This window comes from Diaphorobacter ruginosibacter (assembly GCF_014395975.1).
Classification (GTDB): Bacteria; Pseudomonadota; Gammaproteobacteria; order Burkholderiales; family Burkholderiaceae_C; genus Diaphorobacter_A; species Diaphorobacter_A ruginosibacter.
Genome location: NZ_CP060714.1, coordinates 1,459,344 through 1,476,054, shown reverse-complemented (window position 1 = coordinate 1,476,054; position 16,711 = coordinate 1,459,344). Strand labels below are relative to the sequence as shown.

Sequence of the window (16,711 nt, the reverse complement as noted above, 5' to 3'; positions counted from 1 at the left end):
GATCCTCCCCATGCGAAGGCAACGGCCTTCGTCAAGCTTGCTGCCCGCGCCGGGATAGTTGGCGCTTGCGTTTTCTTTGTGTGTTCGTTTTTGTACTGAGGTAATCCATGCCCGTTCAAAAGTCCGCGAAGTCGGCCAAGTCTGCTCAAGGCACTGCTGCGAAGACCGTATCCAAAGCTGCTGTGAAATCCGCCACCAAGGCCACCGTGAAGACCGCTCCTGCCAAGAAGGCAGTCGCGGCCAAGCCGGCTGCCAAGGCGGCAAAGAAAGAAGACGTCAAGATCGTGCCAGCCAAGAAATCTGCTGCTTCCGCTGAAGCCACCGAAGAATTGAAGAAAAAGCCCGCCCGCGCCAAGGCCGCCGCAGCCGAAGGTGCCGACGAGGACACGCCCAAGAAGCGCCCCGGCCGTCCTGCCAAGGCGGCTTCCGCAGCCGAAGGCAAGGCGCCCGCCAAGCGTGGCCGCAAGCCCAAGGGCAAGGAAGAAGACAGTGACATGGGCGACGACGCCGATCTGTCGGACATCGAGTCGGATCTCGAGGGCGAACCCGAGGCCGAAGTGGCAGAGCAGAGCACGACCACCGAGAAGGTCAAGCCGCTGCGCATGAAGATCAGCAAGGCCAAGGAACGCGCCTTGATGAAGGAATTCGGCCTGGACGAGACCGTCCTGTCCGAGGAAGACATCGCCAAGCGCCGTTCGCAGCTCAAGAAGCTGATCACGCTGGGCAAGACACGCGGCTACCTCACGCAGGTCGAGATCTCCGACCACCTGCCCGACAAGCTGGTCGACGCCGAGACCATGGAAGTCGTGGTCACCATGCTCAACGACATGGGCGTGGCCGTATACGAACAGACTCCCGATGCGGAAACCCTGTTCCAGAACAACGTGACGCCGACCGCCACCACCGTGGAGGAAGCCGAGGAAGAAGCCGAGGCTGCCCTGTCCACCGTGGATTCGGAATTCGGCCGCACGACCGACCCCGTGCGCATGTACATGCGCGAAATGGGCACGGTGGAACTGCTGACCCGCGAGGGCGAAATTGAAATCGCCAAGCGCATCGAAGGCGGTCTGCAGGACATGATGGAGGCCATCTCCGCATCGCCCGCAACCATCGCCGAGATTCTGCAGATGGCCGAGGAAATCCGTGAAGGCAAGGTCGTCATCTCGACCATCGTCGACGGTTTCTCCAACCCCAACGAAGCCGACGACTACGTGGCCGAAGAAGACTTCGACGAATTCGACGAAGAGGACGACGACGACGGCAAGGGCGGCTCCAAGGCGCTGACCAAGAAGCTCGAGGAACTCAAGAACGAGGCGCTGCGCCGCTTCGACGTTCTGCGCGACCACTTCGAGAAGATGCACAAGGTCTACGACAAGGACGGCTACGGCGGCGCCACGTACATGAAGATCCAGCACGACATCTCTGCTGAACTCATGACGATCCGCTTCACCGCCAAGACCATCGAGAAGCTGTGCGACATGCTGCGTGCGCAGGTGGACGACGTGCGCAAGAAGGAACGCGAACTTCGCCGCATCATCGTGGACAAGTGCGGCATGCCGCAGGAAACCTTCATCAAGGAGTTCCCACCCAACCTGCTGAACCTGCAGTGGGTCGAGAAGCAGGCGGCCGCCGGCAAGTCCTGGAGCAACATCCTCTCGCGCAACATCCCGCCCGTGCAGGAACTGCAGCAGCGCCTGATCGACCTGCAATCGCGCGTCGTGGTGCCGCTCACCGAGCTCAAGGACATCAACAAGCGCATGAACGCCGGCGAGGCCGCGTCGCGCGATGCCAAGAAGGAGATGATCGAGGCCAACCTGCGCCTGGTGATCTCCATCGCCAAGAAGTACACGAACCGCGGCCTGCAGTTCCTCGACCTGATCCAGGAAGGCAACATCGGCCTGATGAAGGCCGTGGACAAGTTCGAATACCGCCGCGGCTACAAGTTCTCGACCTACGCCACCTGGTGGATCCGCCAGGCCATCACGCGCTCGATCGCCGACCAGGCCCGTACGATCCGCATCCCGGTGCACATGATCGAGACGATCAACAAGATGAACCGCATCTCGCGCCAGCACCTGCAGGAGTTCGGCTTCGAGCCCGATGCGTCCATCCTGGCGGCCAAGATGGAGATCCCCGAGGACAAGATCCGCAAGATCATGAAGATCGCCAAGGAGCCGATCTCGATGGAAACCCCCATCGGCGACGACGACGATTCGCACCTGGGCGACTTCATCGAGGACAGCAACAACACGGCCCCGGTCGACGCCGCCATGCAGGCTGGCCTGCGCGACGTGGTCAAGGACATCCTCGACGGCCTGACCCCACGCGAAGCCAAGGTGCTGCGCATGCGCTTCGGCATCGAAATGTCCACCGACCACACGCTGGAAGAAGTGGGCAAGCAGTTCGATGTGACCCGCGAACGCATCCGCCAGATCGAAGCCAAGGCGCTGCGCAAGCTCAAGCACCCCAGCCGCTCCGACAAGCTGCGCAGCTTCATCGACTCGCTGTGATCACTCTCCTGGATTGATCAGGCAGTCCGCTCGGCCAGCCCCCGGCCGGCCGCTGCAAGGTAGCAAAGCCCCGCACGAAACAATCGTTTCGTGCGGGGCTTTTTTATGCCGGATCACCCGGAATCAACGTGCCCGACAAGGGGCAGCCTGCCTCAACTGCCTCAACGCCAGTAGCTGCTCACCAGCTTTCGCACGCCCTGCATGGACGCGGCATTCCGGGCCCATTGCCGGATGGCCGCCGCCATCGCATGCCCTCCGGCGGCCCAGAGCTCCACGTTGCCCGGCTCGCTCCAATCCTGGGCATCAAGCCACTGCAGCACCTTGGCAATTTCCTGCTCCGATGCCCCAGGAACGCCTGCGCAGATCCAGTCCACGCGGGACTGCAGGGCCGCGGGCAAGGCATGCCTCTCCTCACCGGACGCCACCCAGCACAGCACGCTGGCCTGCTGGCCGGCGTCCATCGATTCGATGATGCGGGCCGCCGCGGGCACCGCGCAGGCATCGGCCACGATCACCAGCCGCCTGGCCGTCGGCAGGCGGCCCCCCGCCGGACTCAGCACGGCCACCTCACTGCCCGCGCAAGCGCCGCGCGCCCAGTCGGAGCCCGGCGCCACGTGTCGCTTGACGCCATGATCTACCGTACCCTGACCTATCGCGCCCTGATCTTCCACGCCGTGCAGCAACACGTCGATGTCGATGATGCCCTCCTGCTCATTCAGCGACCGGATCGTGTAGGTGCGGCGGGCCAAGGGCTCGGCTCCTGCCGGCCAGTGCAGCCGTCCGTCCCCGTCCATGTCCGGCCAATGCGGCACCTCCCCCTCCTGCGGCATCAGCATGCGCACATGCAGGCCGCCTTGCGCGAAAGCCTTGACGTCGTCGATATCGCCTGCCTGCAGCGTGAGGCGGCGCATGCAGGGGGTGAGCGCCGTGTTGGCCAGCACCCGCATGACATGCACGGCGGGCTTTTCAAGGCCTTCTTTGCCGTTGTCGGCACTCTGGCCCTCCGCCACCTGGACTGGCTCGTGCCACTGCACCGCCCATGCAGATTCCGCAAGCCCTTCCATTTCAGCGAATTGCTGCAGGTGCTCGGCCAGGGAAAGGCGCATGAGATGCTCCATGCGCGGATTGACGGCGTCCAGCGTGCAATCGATGCTCGCCTCGCCCACCAGCAGCATGCACACGCTGCCGACCTGCTCCAGCTCAAACCGCATCGAGCCCTGTGGAGCCATCCATTGCGGCCGCACTTCCTCGTCTTCGAGATGCGCGACGAACCAGCGAATGAACTGTCCGGCTCCAGGAATCCGTATGCTCGCGTTCATGCCGCCACTCCGCGGGCATCGCCCGGCGCGCCCCAGCCAGCCTGACGAAAGCGCGAAAGCACCAGCCACGCGATGCAGAAGCTGAAGGCCGCCAGTGCCGTGCTCACCGAGAACAGTCCGGAGAAACCCATCTGCTTGGCGATGAAGCCTCCGGCGATCGAGCTCAGCATATAGGTGAGCAGTTCCGCACAGGCCAGGATGGTGAAGTCGGTCCCGGGCTGCTCGCTGCTCGATGCCGACATGAACAGCGCATACAGCGCCACCATTTCCATGTAGCGCAGCATGCTGAGCGCGATGGCCAGTGCAACCAGCGATCCGTTGCCGCCAAGCCAGTGCAGCGAGTGCAGCAGGAACAACGCGAACAGCGCGATGCGCGATGCGCTCAGCCAGAGCAGGACCTGCTCGCGGCTGGAGTTGCGCAGCCACAGGGCGGCAAGCGCGCTGCCGAAGAGTCCGGCGATCGCCGCACCGCTCCCGCCGAGCAGGCCCACCTGTCCCAGCGTGAGTTCGTTGGCGAGAAGGTAGCTGTTCTCCATCGAACGCTGCATGCCTTCGCTCAGGCGGTAGATGATCGCCAGCCCCAGGATCCACAGCATGCCGGGACGTCGCAGGAAATGGCCCAGGCGGGGCTGATGCACCGCAGAAACCTTGCCGCCGCCGGCGCGGCCCGCGAAAGCAGGCGATGGCTCGTGCATCCACGGCAGGAACAGCAACGGCAGCATGCACAGCACCGCCATCACGAGCAGTGCGGCGCTCCAGCCCCAGTGCTCGATCAGGGTCATCGACAAGGTGCCCCCGATCAACACCCCCGCCGCCACCGAGGCCGCCTGGATCGCGTTGCCACGGCCCAGCTCCGCACTCTTCAACTGCTGCGTGGCATAGCCGTCGGTGGCGATGTCCTGCGTGGCGACCGACAGCGCAATCAGCATGCCGATGCCGAGTATCGCCGTGATCGACGCCTTCGGCCCCACCCAGGCAAGCAGCCCGATGCCAAGCACCGTCAGCAGTTGCGTGCACAGGATCCAGCCGCGTCGATGACCCCAGCGCAGCAGCCGCGTGCGGTCCACCAGCGGCGCCCACAGAAACTTCAGCACCAGCGGCAGCATCAGCACCGACATCATTCCCACCTGCTGCAGCGGCATGCCCTCGGCCCGCAGCGCGGCGGGCACGGCCATGATCAACAGGTAGCCTGGAATGCCCTGCGCCACGTACAGCGCGACGAGCACCGCCCAGAACGAGCGGCGACGGACCGTTTCTTCATTGCCGGGCATCGATCAGTAATCCACCGCGTAGCTCAGCGTGAACGTGCGTCCCCGGCCCTGGAATGCAAAGGCCTGCGGCGACACTGCACCCACTCCATAGAGTGCCATCGCGCGCTGCGACCAGGTGGTGAGGTATTGCTTGTCCAGCAGGTTCTGGATGCCGAAGTGCAGCGTGCCCACGGGCAGCTTGGCGGAGCCCATCAGGTCCAGCAGCGCAAAGCCCTTGATGCTCTTGCCGGCATCGTCCTTGAGCTTGAACTGCTGAGTGGCCTGCAGGCGCAGCTTGAGCGGTGCGGGCGACCACTGCACGTAGGCCCCCAGCTTCGAGGGGCTCGCCGTCATGATGCTCTGCCGATCCCAGCCACCGCTCCTGGCCTTGGTTTCCGAACGGATCCACAGCCAGTTGCCACCCACGTTCCATTGCGATGCCAGCGCGTAGTCAAGCGAGCCTTCGATCCCGTAGTTGCGGCGCTTTTCGTCCAGCACGTTGATCACGACATTGTTGTTGGCATTGTTGATCTGCAGGGTCTGGTCGGACCACGCATAGAACAGTGCCGACTGCAGCACAAGCGGCCCGCCATGGCTGCGCCAGCCGAGCTCCACCTGCCGCGTCTTGATGCCCTTGAGCGGCGAGCCCTTGGGATCGATGCCGCTTGCCAGCGACCAGTGCGGGCCGTTCAGCACATAGTTGCCCTGCCCGTAGTACTTGGCCGGATCGGGCAGCTCGAAGCCTTCGGAGTAGCTGAGCCAGCTGCTTTGCGCATCGCTGATCGCGTACTTGGCGCCCAGGTTGAACAGGCTCACGTTGTAGCTGTTGCTGCCGCCCTTGATCGCATCGGCGCTGCTGCCGCGCCCGATCAGCATGGAGACCTGCTGGTTGAATCCGACGAAGTCATCCACGTCGAGTCCCATGTGCTGATAGCGCAGGCCACCGCTCAGGCTGAGCGCCTTGCTGAGCTTCCAGTCCGCCTGCGCGAACAGCGCCGTGGTGTCGATGCTGTAGCCCGGATAGCGCCCCGTGCTGCCGATGCTGCGGTTGACCATGCCGCCGGAGGCCAGCGACTGCCGGGTATCGAACACCGTGGCCGTGCCGTCGAACTTCTCGCGATCCCAATCCACGCCGTAGCGCAGGCTCACGTCACCCCATGACTTGGCGAGCGCCGACTTGAAGCCGAACACATCGGTGTTCTGGTGCGTGGCCGTGACGACCGAGCTCGGGAACGGGGCGAAGTCCATCTGCTCCTTGCGCCAGAAGCCTTGCAGATAGAGGTTCTGCCCGCCGAGCACATCGCGGGCGTGGTAGTCGGCATTGAACATGCCGCGCTCGGTGCCAGGCATCACGTCGCTGGAGAAGCCGCCGCGCTGCTCCAGCAGCTCGGGCTTGCCGCCCATGATGCCGGCGAGGTTCGGGCCGCCATACAGGTAGCGGCGGCCATCGAACTTGTTGCGGTAGTACTGCGCACCCAGCGCGAGTGTCTGGTGCGAATCGATGTTCAACTGCAGATTGCCCATCAGGTCGACGCTGCGCGTGTTCTGCGAATCGGTCTGTGCGATGTCGGTGCGCACCTCCCTGCCGTTGCCGTCGTAGAAGCTGCCGTTCTGCTGTACCGCAATGCCCAGGCGCCCCTGCACGCGGTCGTTGCCGCCCGCGATCGACTGCGCAAGGCGGTACTGGTGATCACGTCCATCCTGCAGGCCGGAGGTGACGCCCAGCTCGCTGCTGAAGCGCGTGGGCGAATCCGAGGCCTTGCGCGTGACGATGTTGAGCACGCCGCCGGTGGCGCCGCCTCCGTAGAGCGCGCTGGCTCCGGCCAGCACTTCGATGCGGGAAATGTTGAACGGATCGATCGCATCGAGCTGCCGCGCCGTACCGCGCGAACTGTTGAGCGACACGCCATCCACCATCACCAGCATGGTGCGCCCGCGCAGGTTCTGTCCGAAGTTGCTGCGCGACTGGCCACCGAGGTCGATGCCGGGCACCAGCTGGCCAATGGCTTCGGCCAGGCTGCGCCCTGCGCTGAGCTGGGTCTGCAGCTCGGCATGCTCGATCACCTGGACACTGGCGGCCAGCTCGCTGCGGATCTGCGGCGCCGCCGAAGCACTCACTTCCTGCTCGGGCAGCACGTTGTCCGTTTCGGCGGCCTGCGCTGCGCCCCATGTCAGAACGCCCGAAGTTGCCACCACAACTCCCTCAAGCCACCCGATTCTTGCCATTTGGATACTCACAATGAAATCACGTAAAAAGACCGGGACAAGGATAACCAAACGAGAATGAGAACTCTTTTCTTTTGAGAACAATTCTCATAAAACAAAGCGATACGGAAATCGCCTGTCAAGGTCGTTCAAACCCTCGACATCACCCAGGCAGTACGTAGGCATCACACGCAAGATACAAAATGCAACAACTCAATCCCTCTTTCCTGGACAAGGATCAGGTTCTGGCCAACTGGAGTCGTTGCATCTGGGCCAGCAGCATCAGCACGGAGCTGTTCGAGGACTGTGTGCGCCCGGCCCTGCAGGTCCGCCACATTCACGCGGGCCAGTACCTCTGGCGGGCCAACGACCTGCCGCTCGGCTGGATCGGCGTGACGCGCGGCGCAGCCAAGCTGTGCGTACCCACCGAAGACGGCCGCTCGATCGCGCTGTGCGGATTCGCCGGAAGCTGGTTCGGCGAGGCCAGCCTGCTGCACAGGAAGTCGCGGCTCGACTGCGATGCCGTGGCGTTGCACGACCTGACCATGCTGATCCTGCCCGATGCGGCGTTCCAGCGGCTGCGCAATGAATCCGCGAGCTTCGGGCAGTTCCTGCTCACGCTGATGGCCGAACGCAACCAACAGCTGCTGCGGCTGATCACGGCCCTGCAGAGCGCCGACATCACCAGCCGTGTCGCGAAGTGCCTTGGCACGCTGATCACACCGATGAATTTCCCGTTTCCCGATGCCGGCCTGCTCAACGTCACCCAGAGCGAGCTCGCCGACTTCTGCCGCGTCTCACGCTCGCGCTTCAACGAGGCGCTGCTGGAGCTCGAGCGGCGCGACCTGCTCGAAGTAGGCTACCGCAGCGTGCGGCTCAAGGACGTGGAAGGCCTGCGCAGCTACGGCACCTGAAGGCGGCTGCAAGTGGCTATAGTACTTATAGTGCTCGGCTGAGACAGGAACGAATGAACGAGCGAACGAACGGACAGACCATCCACCGCAACACTTGCAGCACTCCCGGCCATGAACAACCCGACAGCGACCTCCACGGCGACAGCCGCCATCCCTGCCCATCCCGCCCTGTTGTCCATCGCCGTCATGGGCGCGGGCGCGGTAGGCTGCTATTTCGGCGCCATGCTGGCACGAGCCGGGCACAGGGTCACGCTGATCGGCCGGCAGGCGCATGTGCAGGCCGTGCAGCAGCATGGCCTGCGGCTGCAGACCGCCACCGAGGACATCCACGTGCCGATGGAGGCGAGCACCGAGGTGAGCGCGGTGCAGGGCGCGGACGTGGTACTGTTCTGCGTGAAGTCGACCGATACCGAGACGGCGGCGCGGCAGATCCGCCCCTATCTCTCCGAAGGCGCGCTGCTGCTCACGCTGCAGAACGGTGTCGACAATGACGAGCGCGCGAGCGCGGTGCTGGGCGATGGCCATCCGGTGGCACCGGCCGTGGTGTACGTGGCGACCGCCATGGCGGGACCGGGGCATGTGCGCCACTATGGCCGTGGCGAACTGGTGATCGCGCCCAGCGCACGCAGCGAACAGGTGGCGCAGCAGTTCGCCGCAGCCGGCATTCCGACACAGGTCTCGGACAACGTGCGGGGCGCGCTCTGGGCCAAGCTGGTCATCAACTGCGCCTACAACGCGCTGTCGGCTCTCACGCAGATGCCCTACGGCTGGCTGGTCGAGCAAGGGGGCGTCAACCCGCTGATCGACGACATCATCGACGAATGCCTCGCGGTCGCGCGCGCCGATGCCATCGCGTTGCCTGACAACCTGCGCGCCGCGGTGCATGGCCTGCCCCAGACCATGCCGGGACAGCTGTCGTCGACCGCCCAGGATCTGGCGCGCGGCAAGCTCACGGAAATCGATCACCTCAACGGCTACGTGGTGCGGCGCGCCCGGGCGCACGGCATGGCTGCTCCCGTCAACAACACGCTGCTGGTGCTTGTGCGGCTGGCGCAGACACCGCGCGGCGGACCAGTGCACTGAAGCCGCCCGCCAGATGCCCAAGGCGGTGGCTCGCGCGCAACAGTGGGCGACTCATGAACAAGGCCATCAAAGTCCAGAAGCTAGCAAACTTGTAGCAATTTTGATTACAAGCTATATTGATGCCGTTTTCAATGCGTCCCGGATCGGCCTCTCGGGCCGATTCCCCATCCAGCGTAAGGAGAAGCGCTCATGAGCTCCAAGGACAACGCCGCCGTCAATCAGCTGTTCGAGCGGCTCGAATGCCGCTATGCGATGCGCGTGCTGTGGGCGCTTCGGGACGGCCATCCACAGACCTTCCGCCTGCTGCAGGACAGCGTGGGCGGCATCACGCCAAACACCCTCAACACCCGCATCAAGGAACTGCGCGAAGCAGGCATGCTCGACCACGGCAGCGATGGCTACACGGTCACGCCCGTCGGGCTCGACCTGCTCAAGCGACTGTCCGACGTCCAGCCCTTTGCCGTGCGCTGGGCCGCAACGCACCCGCGCAAGGTCGTGGTGCGCGCATCGTCCACTGGTAGCCACGCCAGTGCGCCCGCTCCGGTTGTCGCGTCCACACCGGACAGCGAAGCAAGCGCCCCGGCCGGCGGCCCATCGCCCGACACGACTTCGAACGGAACACCATAGTCCGACGGCCACCGATCACCCCGATTCTTCAGGCATTTTCACCCTCGCACCCGCGCTCGACGCGGGTTTGCCATTTTTGGCACTATGCTTGGCACCCTGCCCGTGCGCGAGTCGGATCGACGCTTCGCTCGTGCGACCCCAAGTGATTCCGAGCGATCCCATCCGTAACCCCATTTCCTGTACAAAGGACTTTCCATGACATTCACCACCACCGCTTCCGGTCTGCAGTACCAGGATCACGTCGTCGGCGACGGCGCAGAAGCCAAGGCCGGCACACCGGTACGCGTCCACTACACGGGCTGGCTCTACAACGACGGCCAGCAAGGCGCCAAGTTCGATTCGAGCCGCGACCGCAACGACCCGTTCGAGTTCCCGCTGGGTGCCGGCATGGTGATCAAGGGCTGGGATGAGGGCGTCCAGGGCATGAAGGTGGGCGGCCAGCGCACGTTGCTGATCCCCGCCAACCTCGGCTACGGCGCACGCGGTGCGGGCGGCGTGATCCCCCCGAACGCGACGCTCAAGTTCGACGTCGAACTGTTGGCGGTCGGCGGCTGATCCCGCTCAGAATGAGACGCTGATTCGATTTCTGTTTCCTATGTTTTAGGGCCGAGGCCGGGACTGCCCCCGGCGGGGCAGTAACTTTTTGGTCTTGCCCAAAAAGTCACCAAAAATGCGCTTTCAATGCGGGGGCACGCGGTAAAACTCACTTCGCGCTGCGCGCTCCGTTCAGACAGCCACCGCGAGTCAGTTGGAAAGAAGTGTGTACGGCACGTCGCTGCGCTCGTGCCGGGCTCGCCCGACTTCGGGCGAGCAGACTGCATCCATCTTGAACCGCGCAGGGTGAATTGGGGCACGCTACATCTCGCGAAGTCGCGAGATGCTCCAGCACGAGCGCAGCGACGTGCTGAATGCTCCTCCCCTTCAACTGACTCACGGCGGCTGTCTGAGCGGCGCGCCGCAGGCGCAAAGCGAGTTTTGCCGTGGGTATTGAAACGCCTTTTTGGTGACTTTTTGCGCGCGCAAAAAGTTACTGCCCCGCCGGGGGCACTCCCGGCCTCTGTCCTAAAAAAACCTTAGAAACAAATAACCGCCCTGAAGATTAGTCCCGCCCCCAGAGCGCGTTTTTCAAGCCAGGAATTCAGCCGTTCAGTGCCTGCTCAAGCCGGGCGAACTTGGCCTCGCCCACCGCTGCGCGGATCCGGGGCGCCAGTGCCTGCAGCTCGCGATACCCGCCTGCAGCCTCAACGGCCAGCGTCAGCGGCAGGCCGCGCAAGCCCAGTCCAGAAGTCAGTTCGGTGGCGATACGGTAGGCATCCTGATAACGATCGCCCGAGCTCTTGAATCCATTCGGGGACACCGAATCCGGTGCCGCATCCGCCGTCGATGCGCTTCCCGCCGGAGCCGGGGCCGGTGCCCCCAGGGGCTCGAGCAGGCCCTGCTCGACCATGCTCTGCACATCCTGCGCTGTGACGCCCATAGCGGCCGTGGCCTCGAGCACCTGCTGGGCGGTGCGTTTTCCGTCGAACAGGATGAATGCCGGCCGCTGACGAGGCGTCAGCGCGCCATGTCGTTCCTTCAGCGCCTGCTGTCCCGCTTGCGTTTTCACATAAATCATGCTCACCTCTCACCCGCTGAAAATCGCCGGGGTATCCAACCATCTCAAATGTGACATAGTTTGGCTACCGGGATTGCCCGAATGAGGCGAAGTTTTCTCCTTTTTCTATAGCACCGGGGCCTCGTCGCTCTTGCGCCTGTCCGCGGGTGTCAGCAGGCTCACGACCGTCGCCACGACAAATCCCGCCGGCACGCCGAATACACCGGCCGAAATGGGCTGAATGCCGAACCACAGGCCGTCGACCAGCAGGATATTGGGCACCACGGCGCGCACGGCATCGACCTGCGAGAGCAGGTAGTACACCGTGATCAGCAGGCCGCTGACCATGCCGGCCACGGCTCCCGCGCGCGAGGTTCCGCGCCAGAAGATACCGAGCACCATCGCGGGCACGAAGGCGGATGCCGCGATCGAGAACGATGCGGACACCATGGGCAGGATTTCCGACGGTTTGAGCGCCGCCACGAAGGCCGCGGACAGGGCCACGGTGAGCAATGCGAACTTGGTCAGGATCACCCGCTGCTCGGGGGTGGCGCGGCGGCGCGTCTCGCGGAAGTACAGGTCGCGCACCAGCGCATTGCTGATGGTGAGCAGCAGCCCGTCCGCGGTGGACAGCGCCGCAGCGAGGCCGCCGGCGGCCACCAGACCCGAGATCACGTAGGGCAGCCCGGCGATCTCCGGGGTGGCCAGCATGATCAGGTCGGCACCGAAGCGCATCTCCCCGAACTGCAGGATGCCGTCGCCGTTCACGTCCTCTACCGAGAGCAGGGCACCGTCAAGCCGTGACCACTGCGCCATCCAGCTGGGCAACGCATCGAAGCTGCTTCCCACCAGCGTGTTCATGACCTCGTGCTTGACCAGCACCGCCAGCGCCGGAGCGCTCAGGTACAGCAGCGCGATGAAGAACAGCGACCAGGCCACCGACGAACGTGCAGCCGCCACCGACGGCGCGGTGTAGTAGCGCGTGAGCAGGTGCGGCAGCCCCGCCGTGCCGACCATCAGGCAGAACATGAGCGCCAGGAAGTTGATGCGTGCGTTGTGGAAGTCCTCCCGCTCCTCGGGCGTGCCGTCGGGATCGCCCGCATATTCCTGGCTGTGCCGAGGCAGGCCGCCCAGAGGACGTGCGCGGTCGTAGTTCTCGCGCATCTCGCGCGTCCACCGCTCGCGTGCGCTGGCCTCGTCGCGCGGCATGTTCACCAGCTCGCGGCTGGCCGCGACGATCAGGCCCACGTCCGCATTCTGCGATCGCAGCTGATGGATGCGCTCGCGGGCTGCCGCGCGCTCGTGTTCAAGCGCCGCCTTCACATCGCCCAGGCGTGCCTGGTACTCGCGTGCCCGCCGCAGATAGGCCTGCTGCACCTCGACCTCGGCCGGCGAATCGAGCAGTTGCTGTTCGAGTTTGGAGATCTTCTTGATCTGCGCGCCATACTCCACCACGGCCACCGGGCTGCCCAGCTGCTTGTAGGCAAGCCACGACACCGGGATGAGGAACGACAACAGGATCACCACGTACTGCGCCACCTGCGTCCAGGTGATCGCCCGCATGCCGCCCAGGAACGAGCACAGCAGCACGCCGCCGAGGCCCAGCATGATGCCGATCTCGAACTGCACGCCGGTCAGGCGCGACGCGATCAGCCCGACGCCATAGATCTGCGCCACCACGTAGGTGAACGAACAGATCACCGCCGCGAGCGCGGCAATCACGCGCGGCCAGCGGCCGCCGAAGCGCACCTGGAAGAAATCGGGAATGGTGTAGAGGTTCATCGCCCGCAGGTGCGGTGCGATCAGTATCGCGACCAGGCAGAAGCCCCCGGTCCACCCCAGAAGATAGGCCAGTCCCCCGGTCTGCCCCGGCAGCCCCGAGAAACCCTGCAGGTAGAGCGCCCCCGAGAGACTGATGAATGAAGCCGCGCTCATCCAGTCCGCCGCCGACGCCATGCCGTTGTAGAACGGTGGAATGCGCCGGCCGGCCACGTAGTACTCCTCGGGGTCGGTGGTCCGGCCATACACGCCGATGCCCGCATAGGCCATCACGGTGAGGAACAGGAAGATCGGCCCGATCCAGTGGCGCGACAGGCCGTTCTGCTCGGCCCAGGCCAGCGTGCCGATGAAGCCCAGCACGCCGATGACGTACAGCGTCAGGATGCGTGCAAGACGCCTTGAATAGGCACTGCCGCCACGCTCACTCATCGGATGGAGTGGCGCTGGATTCCCGTTGCTGGTCCTGTCGCTCGAAATGGTTCATCGCAGCACAGTAAACGCAGATGATCACGATGAACATCAGGACTGCCCCTTGGGCGACGATCCAGTAGCCGAATTGCCACTGTCCCATGCTCCAGGTGAGGTCGCGCACGAACCAGCAGACGCCGAAGGTGACCATCGCCCAGACGGACAGAAGCCCGGCCTTGAGCCACAAGTGTCGGGCGTCATGCATGTCGGGCGGGAACGGAGTGCCCACATGCTCGTCATTCTCGGAATGCGGCAGCATGCGGGGACTCCTCGTGCGTCAGGCTCAGCCTGCCAGGTTCTGCCAGGTCGTGACCACGCTGTCGGGGTTCAGCGAGATCGACGAGATCCCCTGCTCGGCCAGCCACTTGGCGAAGTCCGGATGGTCGCTGGGGCCCTGGCCGCAGATACCCACGTACTTGCCCTGCGACAGGCAGGCATCGATGGCGCGCTTGAGCAGCGCCTGCACCGCAGGGTCGCGCTCATCGAAGTCGGCCGCCAGCAGCTCCAGGCCCGAGTCACGGTCCAGGCCCAGCGTCAGCTGCGTGAGGTCGTTCGAGCCCACGGAGAAGCCGTCGAAGAACTGCAGGAACTGCTCGGCCAGCACGGCGTTGGAGGGCACCTCGCACATCATGATGACCTTGAGCTCGTTCTCGCCGCGCTGAAGGCCGTGGTCGGCCAGCAGCTGCGTCACGCGCTCGGCCTGCTTCAGGGTGCGCACGAAGGGCACCATGATCTGCACGTTGGTCAGACCCATCTCGTTGCGCACGCGCTTCAGGGCCTCGCACTCCATCGCGAAGGCTTCGCCGAAATCGGCGCTGATGTAGCGCGCCGCGCCGCGGAAGCCCAGCATCGGGTTCTCTTCCTCGGGTTCGTAGCGGCTGCCGCCGATCAGCTTGCGGTACTCGTTGGACTTGAAGTCCGACAGGCGCACGATGACGGGCTTGGGCCAGAAGGCGGCGGCGATCGTCGCCACGCCCTCGGCCACCTTGTCGACGTAGAAGGCGCGCGGCGACGCATGGCCGCGCGCCACCGATTCCACGGCCTTCTTCAGGTCCGCATCGACGGCCGGATAGTCGAGGATGGCCTTGGGGTGCACGCCAATGTTGTTGTTGATGATGAACTCGAGGCGCGCCAGGCCCACGCCCTCGTTGGGCAACTGGGCGAAGTCGAAGGCGAGCTGCGGGTTGCCCACGTTCATCATGATCTTGGTGCTGATCTTGGGCATCACGCCGCGCTGCACCTCGGTCACCTCGGTCTCGAGCAGGCCGTCGTAGATCTTGCCGGTATCGCCTTCGGCGCAGCTCACCGTGACCAGCGTGCCATCCTTGAGCAGCGAGGTCGCGTCGCCACAGCCCACCACGGCAGGAATGCCCAGCTCGCGCGCGATGATGGCGGCGTGGCAGGTGCGGCCGCCACGGTTGGTGACGATGGCGGAGGCACGCTTCATCACCGGCTCCCAGTTGGGATCGGTCATGTCGGTGACCAGCACGTCGCCGGGCTGCACCTTGTCCATCTCGGCGATGTCGTTCACCAGGCGCACAGGGCCGGTGCCAATCTTCTGGCCGATGGCGCGGCCCTCGGCGATCACCGTGCCGGTGCCCTTGAGCTTGAAGCGCTGCTCGGCCTGGCCCTTGGCCTGGCTCTTCACCGTTTCGGGACGCGCCTGCAGGATGTAGAGCTGGCCGTCCGTGCCGTCCTTGCCCCATTCGATGTCCATCGGGCGTCCGTAGTGCTTCTCGATGATGAGGGCGTACCTGGCCAGCTGCTCGATGTCGGCATCGGTCAGCGAATAGCGGTTGCGCAGCTCGGGTGCCACGTCGGTGGTCTTCACCAGCTTGCCGGTGGCGGCCTTTTCCTCTGCGGAGGCGAACACCATCTGGATCAGCTTGCTGCCGAGGTTGCGGCGGATCACGGCCTTGTTGCCGGCCTGCAGCATCGGCTTGTGGACATAGAACTCGTCAGGGTTGACCGCCCCCTGCACCACGGTCTCACCCAGGCCATAGCTCGAGGTGATGAACACCACCTCCTCGAAGCCCGACTCGGTGTCGATCGTGAACATCACGCCGGCGGCGCCGGTGTCCGAGCGCACCATGCGCTGCACGCCGGCCGACAGGGCCACCACGTCATGCGCGAAGCCCTTGTGGACGCGGTAGGAGATCGCGCGGTCGTTGTACAGCGACGCAAACACTTCCTTCATCTTGTGCAGCACGTCCTCGATGCCGACGACGTTCAGGAAGGTTTCCTGCTGGCCGGCGAACGAGGCGTCGGGCAGATCCTCCGCCGTTGCGGAAGAGCGCACGGCGAAGCTGGCCTGCGCATTGCCGCCCGAGAGGGTGGCGAATGCATCGCGCACGGCCTTTTCCAGGTCGGCCGGGAAAGGCTGGCTTTCCATCCAGCCACGGATTTCGGCGCCGGCGGCGGCCAGCGCGCGCACGTCGTCCACGTCCAGCGTCGCCAGCTTCTGGCTGATGCGGTCAGCCAGGCCCTCATGCTTGAGGAATTCACGGAAGGCGTGGGCCGTGGTGGCAAAGCCCGTCGGAACGCGCACGCCTTCGGGCAGTTGGGAGATCATTTCGCCGAGCGAGGCGTTCTTGCCGCCTACGACCTCGACGTCGCTCATTCTCAGGTTCTCAAACGGAACGACCAGGGCGGTCGTTTCATAGAGTGCAGACATGGGGAAGCTCCAGAGTTTAAAAACCGGTGCAGGCCCGCGGCACTCAACGGCTCAATGGCCTGTATTGAGCGCGCAAAGCCGCTTCCCACGTCGCCGGGCGATGTGCTTGTATGTTCTGGTTGTAGGCAGCCAAGGAACAACATGGGAAGGAAATTGGGAATAATGGGCGACATTGTAGGGCCCGATCCATGCCGATGTGTCAACCCGATGATCCGGCCCGGCAAGGGAAACAGGTTTTCCCTCGGAAGCCTTTTGCAAAACTCCGCGCCATTTCAGATGACGGAATTC

Annotated in this window: 11 protein-coding genes and 1 pseudogene; 5 read left to right on the top strand and 7 right to left on the bottom strand. The window is 64.5% G+C overall.

Annotated features, from left to right (window positions below):
* Nucleotides 1-107: 107 nt before the first annotated feature.
* Entirely contained in the window at nucleotides 108-2,510 is a 2,403-nt protein-coding gene (gene rpoD, locus H9K76_RS06735; protein ID WP_187598991.1) for an RNA polymerase sigma factor RpoD, read from the top strand.
* A 161-nt stretch (nucleotides 2,511-2,671) separates the two neighbouring features.
* Here rpoD and H9K76_RS06730 read toward each other — a convergent pair whose 3' ends face one another.
* From H9K76_RS06730 to H9K76_RS06720, 3 genes are read right to left on the bottom strand one after another with little or no spacing between them, the layout of a single operon-like run.
* The gene (locus H9K76_RS06730) at nucleotides 2,672-3,829 is read right to left on the bottom strand and encodes a siderophore-interacting protein (protein WP_187598990.1); all 1,158 of its coding nucleotides are present in this window, start codon (nucleotides 3,827-3,829) and stop codon (nucleotides 2,672-2,674) included.
* Nucleotides 3,826-5,100: an MFS transporter gene (locus tag H9K76_RS06725; RefSeq protein WP_187598988.1), complete on the bottom strand. Its 1,275-nt coding sequence runs from the start codon at nucleotides 5,098-5,100 to the stop codon at nucleotides 3,826-3,828. The genes H9K76_RS06730 and H9K76_RS06725 overlap by 4 nt, the downstream gene beginning before the upstream one ends.
* A 3-nt stretch (nucleotides 5,101-5,103) precedes the next feature.
* On the bottom strand, nucleotides 5,104-7,272 hold the full coding sequence (locus H9K76_RS06720) for a TonB-dependent receptor (protein WP_223196279.1): 2,169 nt from the start codon (nucleotides 7,270-7,272) through the stop codon (nucleotides 5,104-5,106).
* Between the two features lie 215 nt (nucleotides 7,273-7,487).
* Here H9K76_RS06720 and H9K76_RS06715 point away from each other — a divergent pair, with 215 nt between their 5' ends.
* The 4 genes and pseudogenes from H9K76_RS06715 to H9K76_RS06700 all read left to right on the top strand — a co-directional run bounded on the left by H9K76_RS06715 (nucleotide 7,488) and on the right by H9K76_RS06700 (nucleotide 10,463).
* On the top strand, nucleotides 7,488-8,198 hold the full coding sequence (locus H9K76_RS06715) for a Crp/Fnr family transcriptional regulator (RefSeq protein ID WP_187598984.1): 711 nt from the start codon (nucleotides 7,488-7,490) through the stop codon (nucleotides 8,196-8,198).
* A gap of 111 nt (nucleotides 8,199-8,309) precedes the next feature.
* Complete coding sequence (locus H9K76_RS06710) at nucleotides 8,310-9,281, top strand: ketopantoate reductase family protein (protein WP_187598982.1); 972 nt, start codon at nucleotides 8,310-8,312, stop codon at nucleotides 9,279-9,281.
* A 189-nt stretch (nucleotides 9,282-9,470) separates the two neighbouring features.
* Nucleotides 9,471-9,773: pseudogene (locus H9K76_RS06705) on the top strand (winged helix-turn-helix transcriptional regulator); the annotation flags it as partial.
* Nucleotides 9,774-10,103: 330 nt separating this feature from the next.
* Nucleotides 10,104-10,463 carry an FKBP-type peptidyl-prolyl cis-trans isomerase gene (locus tag H9K76_RS06700; protein WP_187598978.1) on the top strand — a complete coding sequence of 120 codons (360 nt, stop codon included), beginning with the start codon at nucleotides 10,104-10,106 and terminating at the stop codon, nucleotides 10,461-10,463.
* A 583-nt stretch (nucleotides 10,464-11,046) separates the two neighbouring features.
* Here the strand turns inward: H9K76_RS06700 and H9K76_RS06695 are convergent.
* The 4 genes from H9K76_RS06695 to ppsA all read right to left on the bottom strand — a co-directional run bounded on the left by H9K76_RS06695 (nucleotide 11,047) and on the right by ppsA (nucleotide 16,423).
* The gene (locus tag H9K76_RS06695) at nucleotides 11,047-11,523 is read right to left on the bottom strand and encodes a hypothetical protein (protein WP_187598976.1); all 477 of its coding nucleotides are present in this window, start codon (nucleotides 11,521-11,523) and stop codon (nucleotides 11,047-11,049) included.
* Between the two features lie 105 nt (nucleotides 11,524-11,628).
* Complete coding sequence (locus H9K76_RS06690) at nucleotides 11,629-13,710, bottom strand: VC_2705 family sodium/solute symporter (RefSeq protein WP_187598974.1); 2,082 nt, start codon at nucleotides 13,708-13,710, stop codon at nucleotides 11,629-11,631.
* Nucleotides 13,703-14,005, bottom strand: coding sequence for a DUF4212 domain-containing protein (locus tag H9K76_RS06685; protein WP_425489696.1), 303 nt, complete (start codon nucleotides 14,003-14,005; stop codon nucleotides 13,703-13,705). The genes H9K76_RS06690 and H9K76_RS06685 overlap by 8 nt, the downstream gene beginning before the upstream one ends.
* A 27-nt stretch (nucleotides 14,006-14,032) precedes the next feature.
* The gene (gene ppsA, locus H9K76_RS06680) at nucleotides 14,033-16,423 is read right to left on the bottom strand and encodes a phosphoenolpyruvate synthase (RefSeq protein WP_187598971.1); all 2,391 of its coding nucleotides are present in this window, start codon (nucleotides 16,421-16,423) and stop codon (nucleotides 14,033-14,035) included.
* Between the last annotated feature and the right edge of the window lie 288 nt (nucleotides 16,424-16,711).

What these genes read in the sequence shown, in the direction of transcription:
- rpoD (WP_187598991.1), top strand. Translation starts at nt 108, where the DNA reads ATGCCCGTTCAAAAGTCCGCGAAGTCGGCCAAGTCTGCTCAAGGCACT.
- H9K76_RS06730 (WP_187598990.1), bottom strand. Translation starts at nt 3,829, where the DNA reads ATGAACGCGAGCATACGGATTCCTGGAGCCGGACAGTTCATTCGCTGG.
- H9K76_RS06725 (WP_187598988.1), bottom strand. Translation starts at nt 5,100, where the DNA reads ATGCCCGGCAATGAAGAAACGGTCCGTCGCCGCTCGTTCTGGGCGGTG.
- H9K76_RS06715 (WP_187598984.1), top strand. Translation starts at nt 7,488, where the DNA reads ATGCAACAACTCAATCCCTCTTTCCTGGACAAGGATCAGGTTCTGGCC.
- H9K76_RS06710 (WP_187598982.1), top strand. Translation starts at nt 8,310, where the DNA reads ATGAACAACCCGACAGCGACCTCCACGGCGACAGCCGCCATCCCTGCC.
- H9K76_RS06700 (WP_187598978.1), top strand. Translation starts at nt 10,104, where the DNA reads ATGACATTCACCACCACCGCTTCCGGTCTGCAGTACCAGGATCACGTC.
- H9K76_RS06695 (WP_187598976.1), bottom strand. Translation starts at nt 11,523, where the DNA reads ATGATTTATGTGAAAACGCAAGCGGGACAGCAGGCGCTGAAGGAACGA.
- H9K76_RS06690 (WP_187598974.1), bottom strand. Translation starts at nt 13,710, where the DNA reads ATGAGTGAGCGTGGCGGCAGTGCCTATTCAAGGCGTCTTGCACGCATC.
- ppsA (WP_187598971.1), bottom strand. Translation starts at nt 16,423, where the DNA reads ATGTCTGCACTCTATGAAACGACCGCCCTGGTCGTTCCGTTTGAGAAC.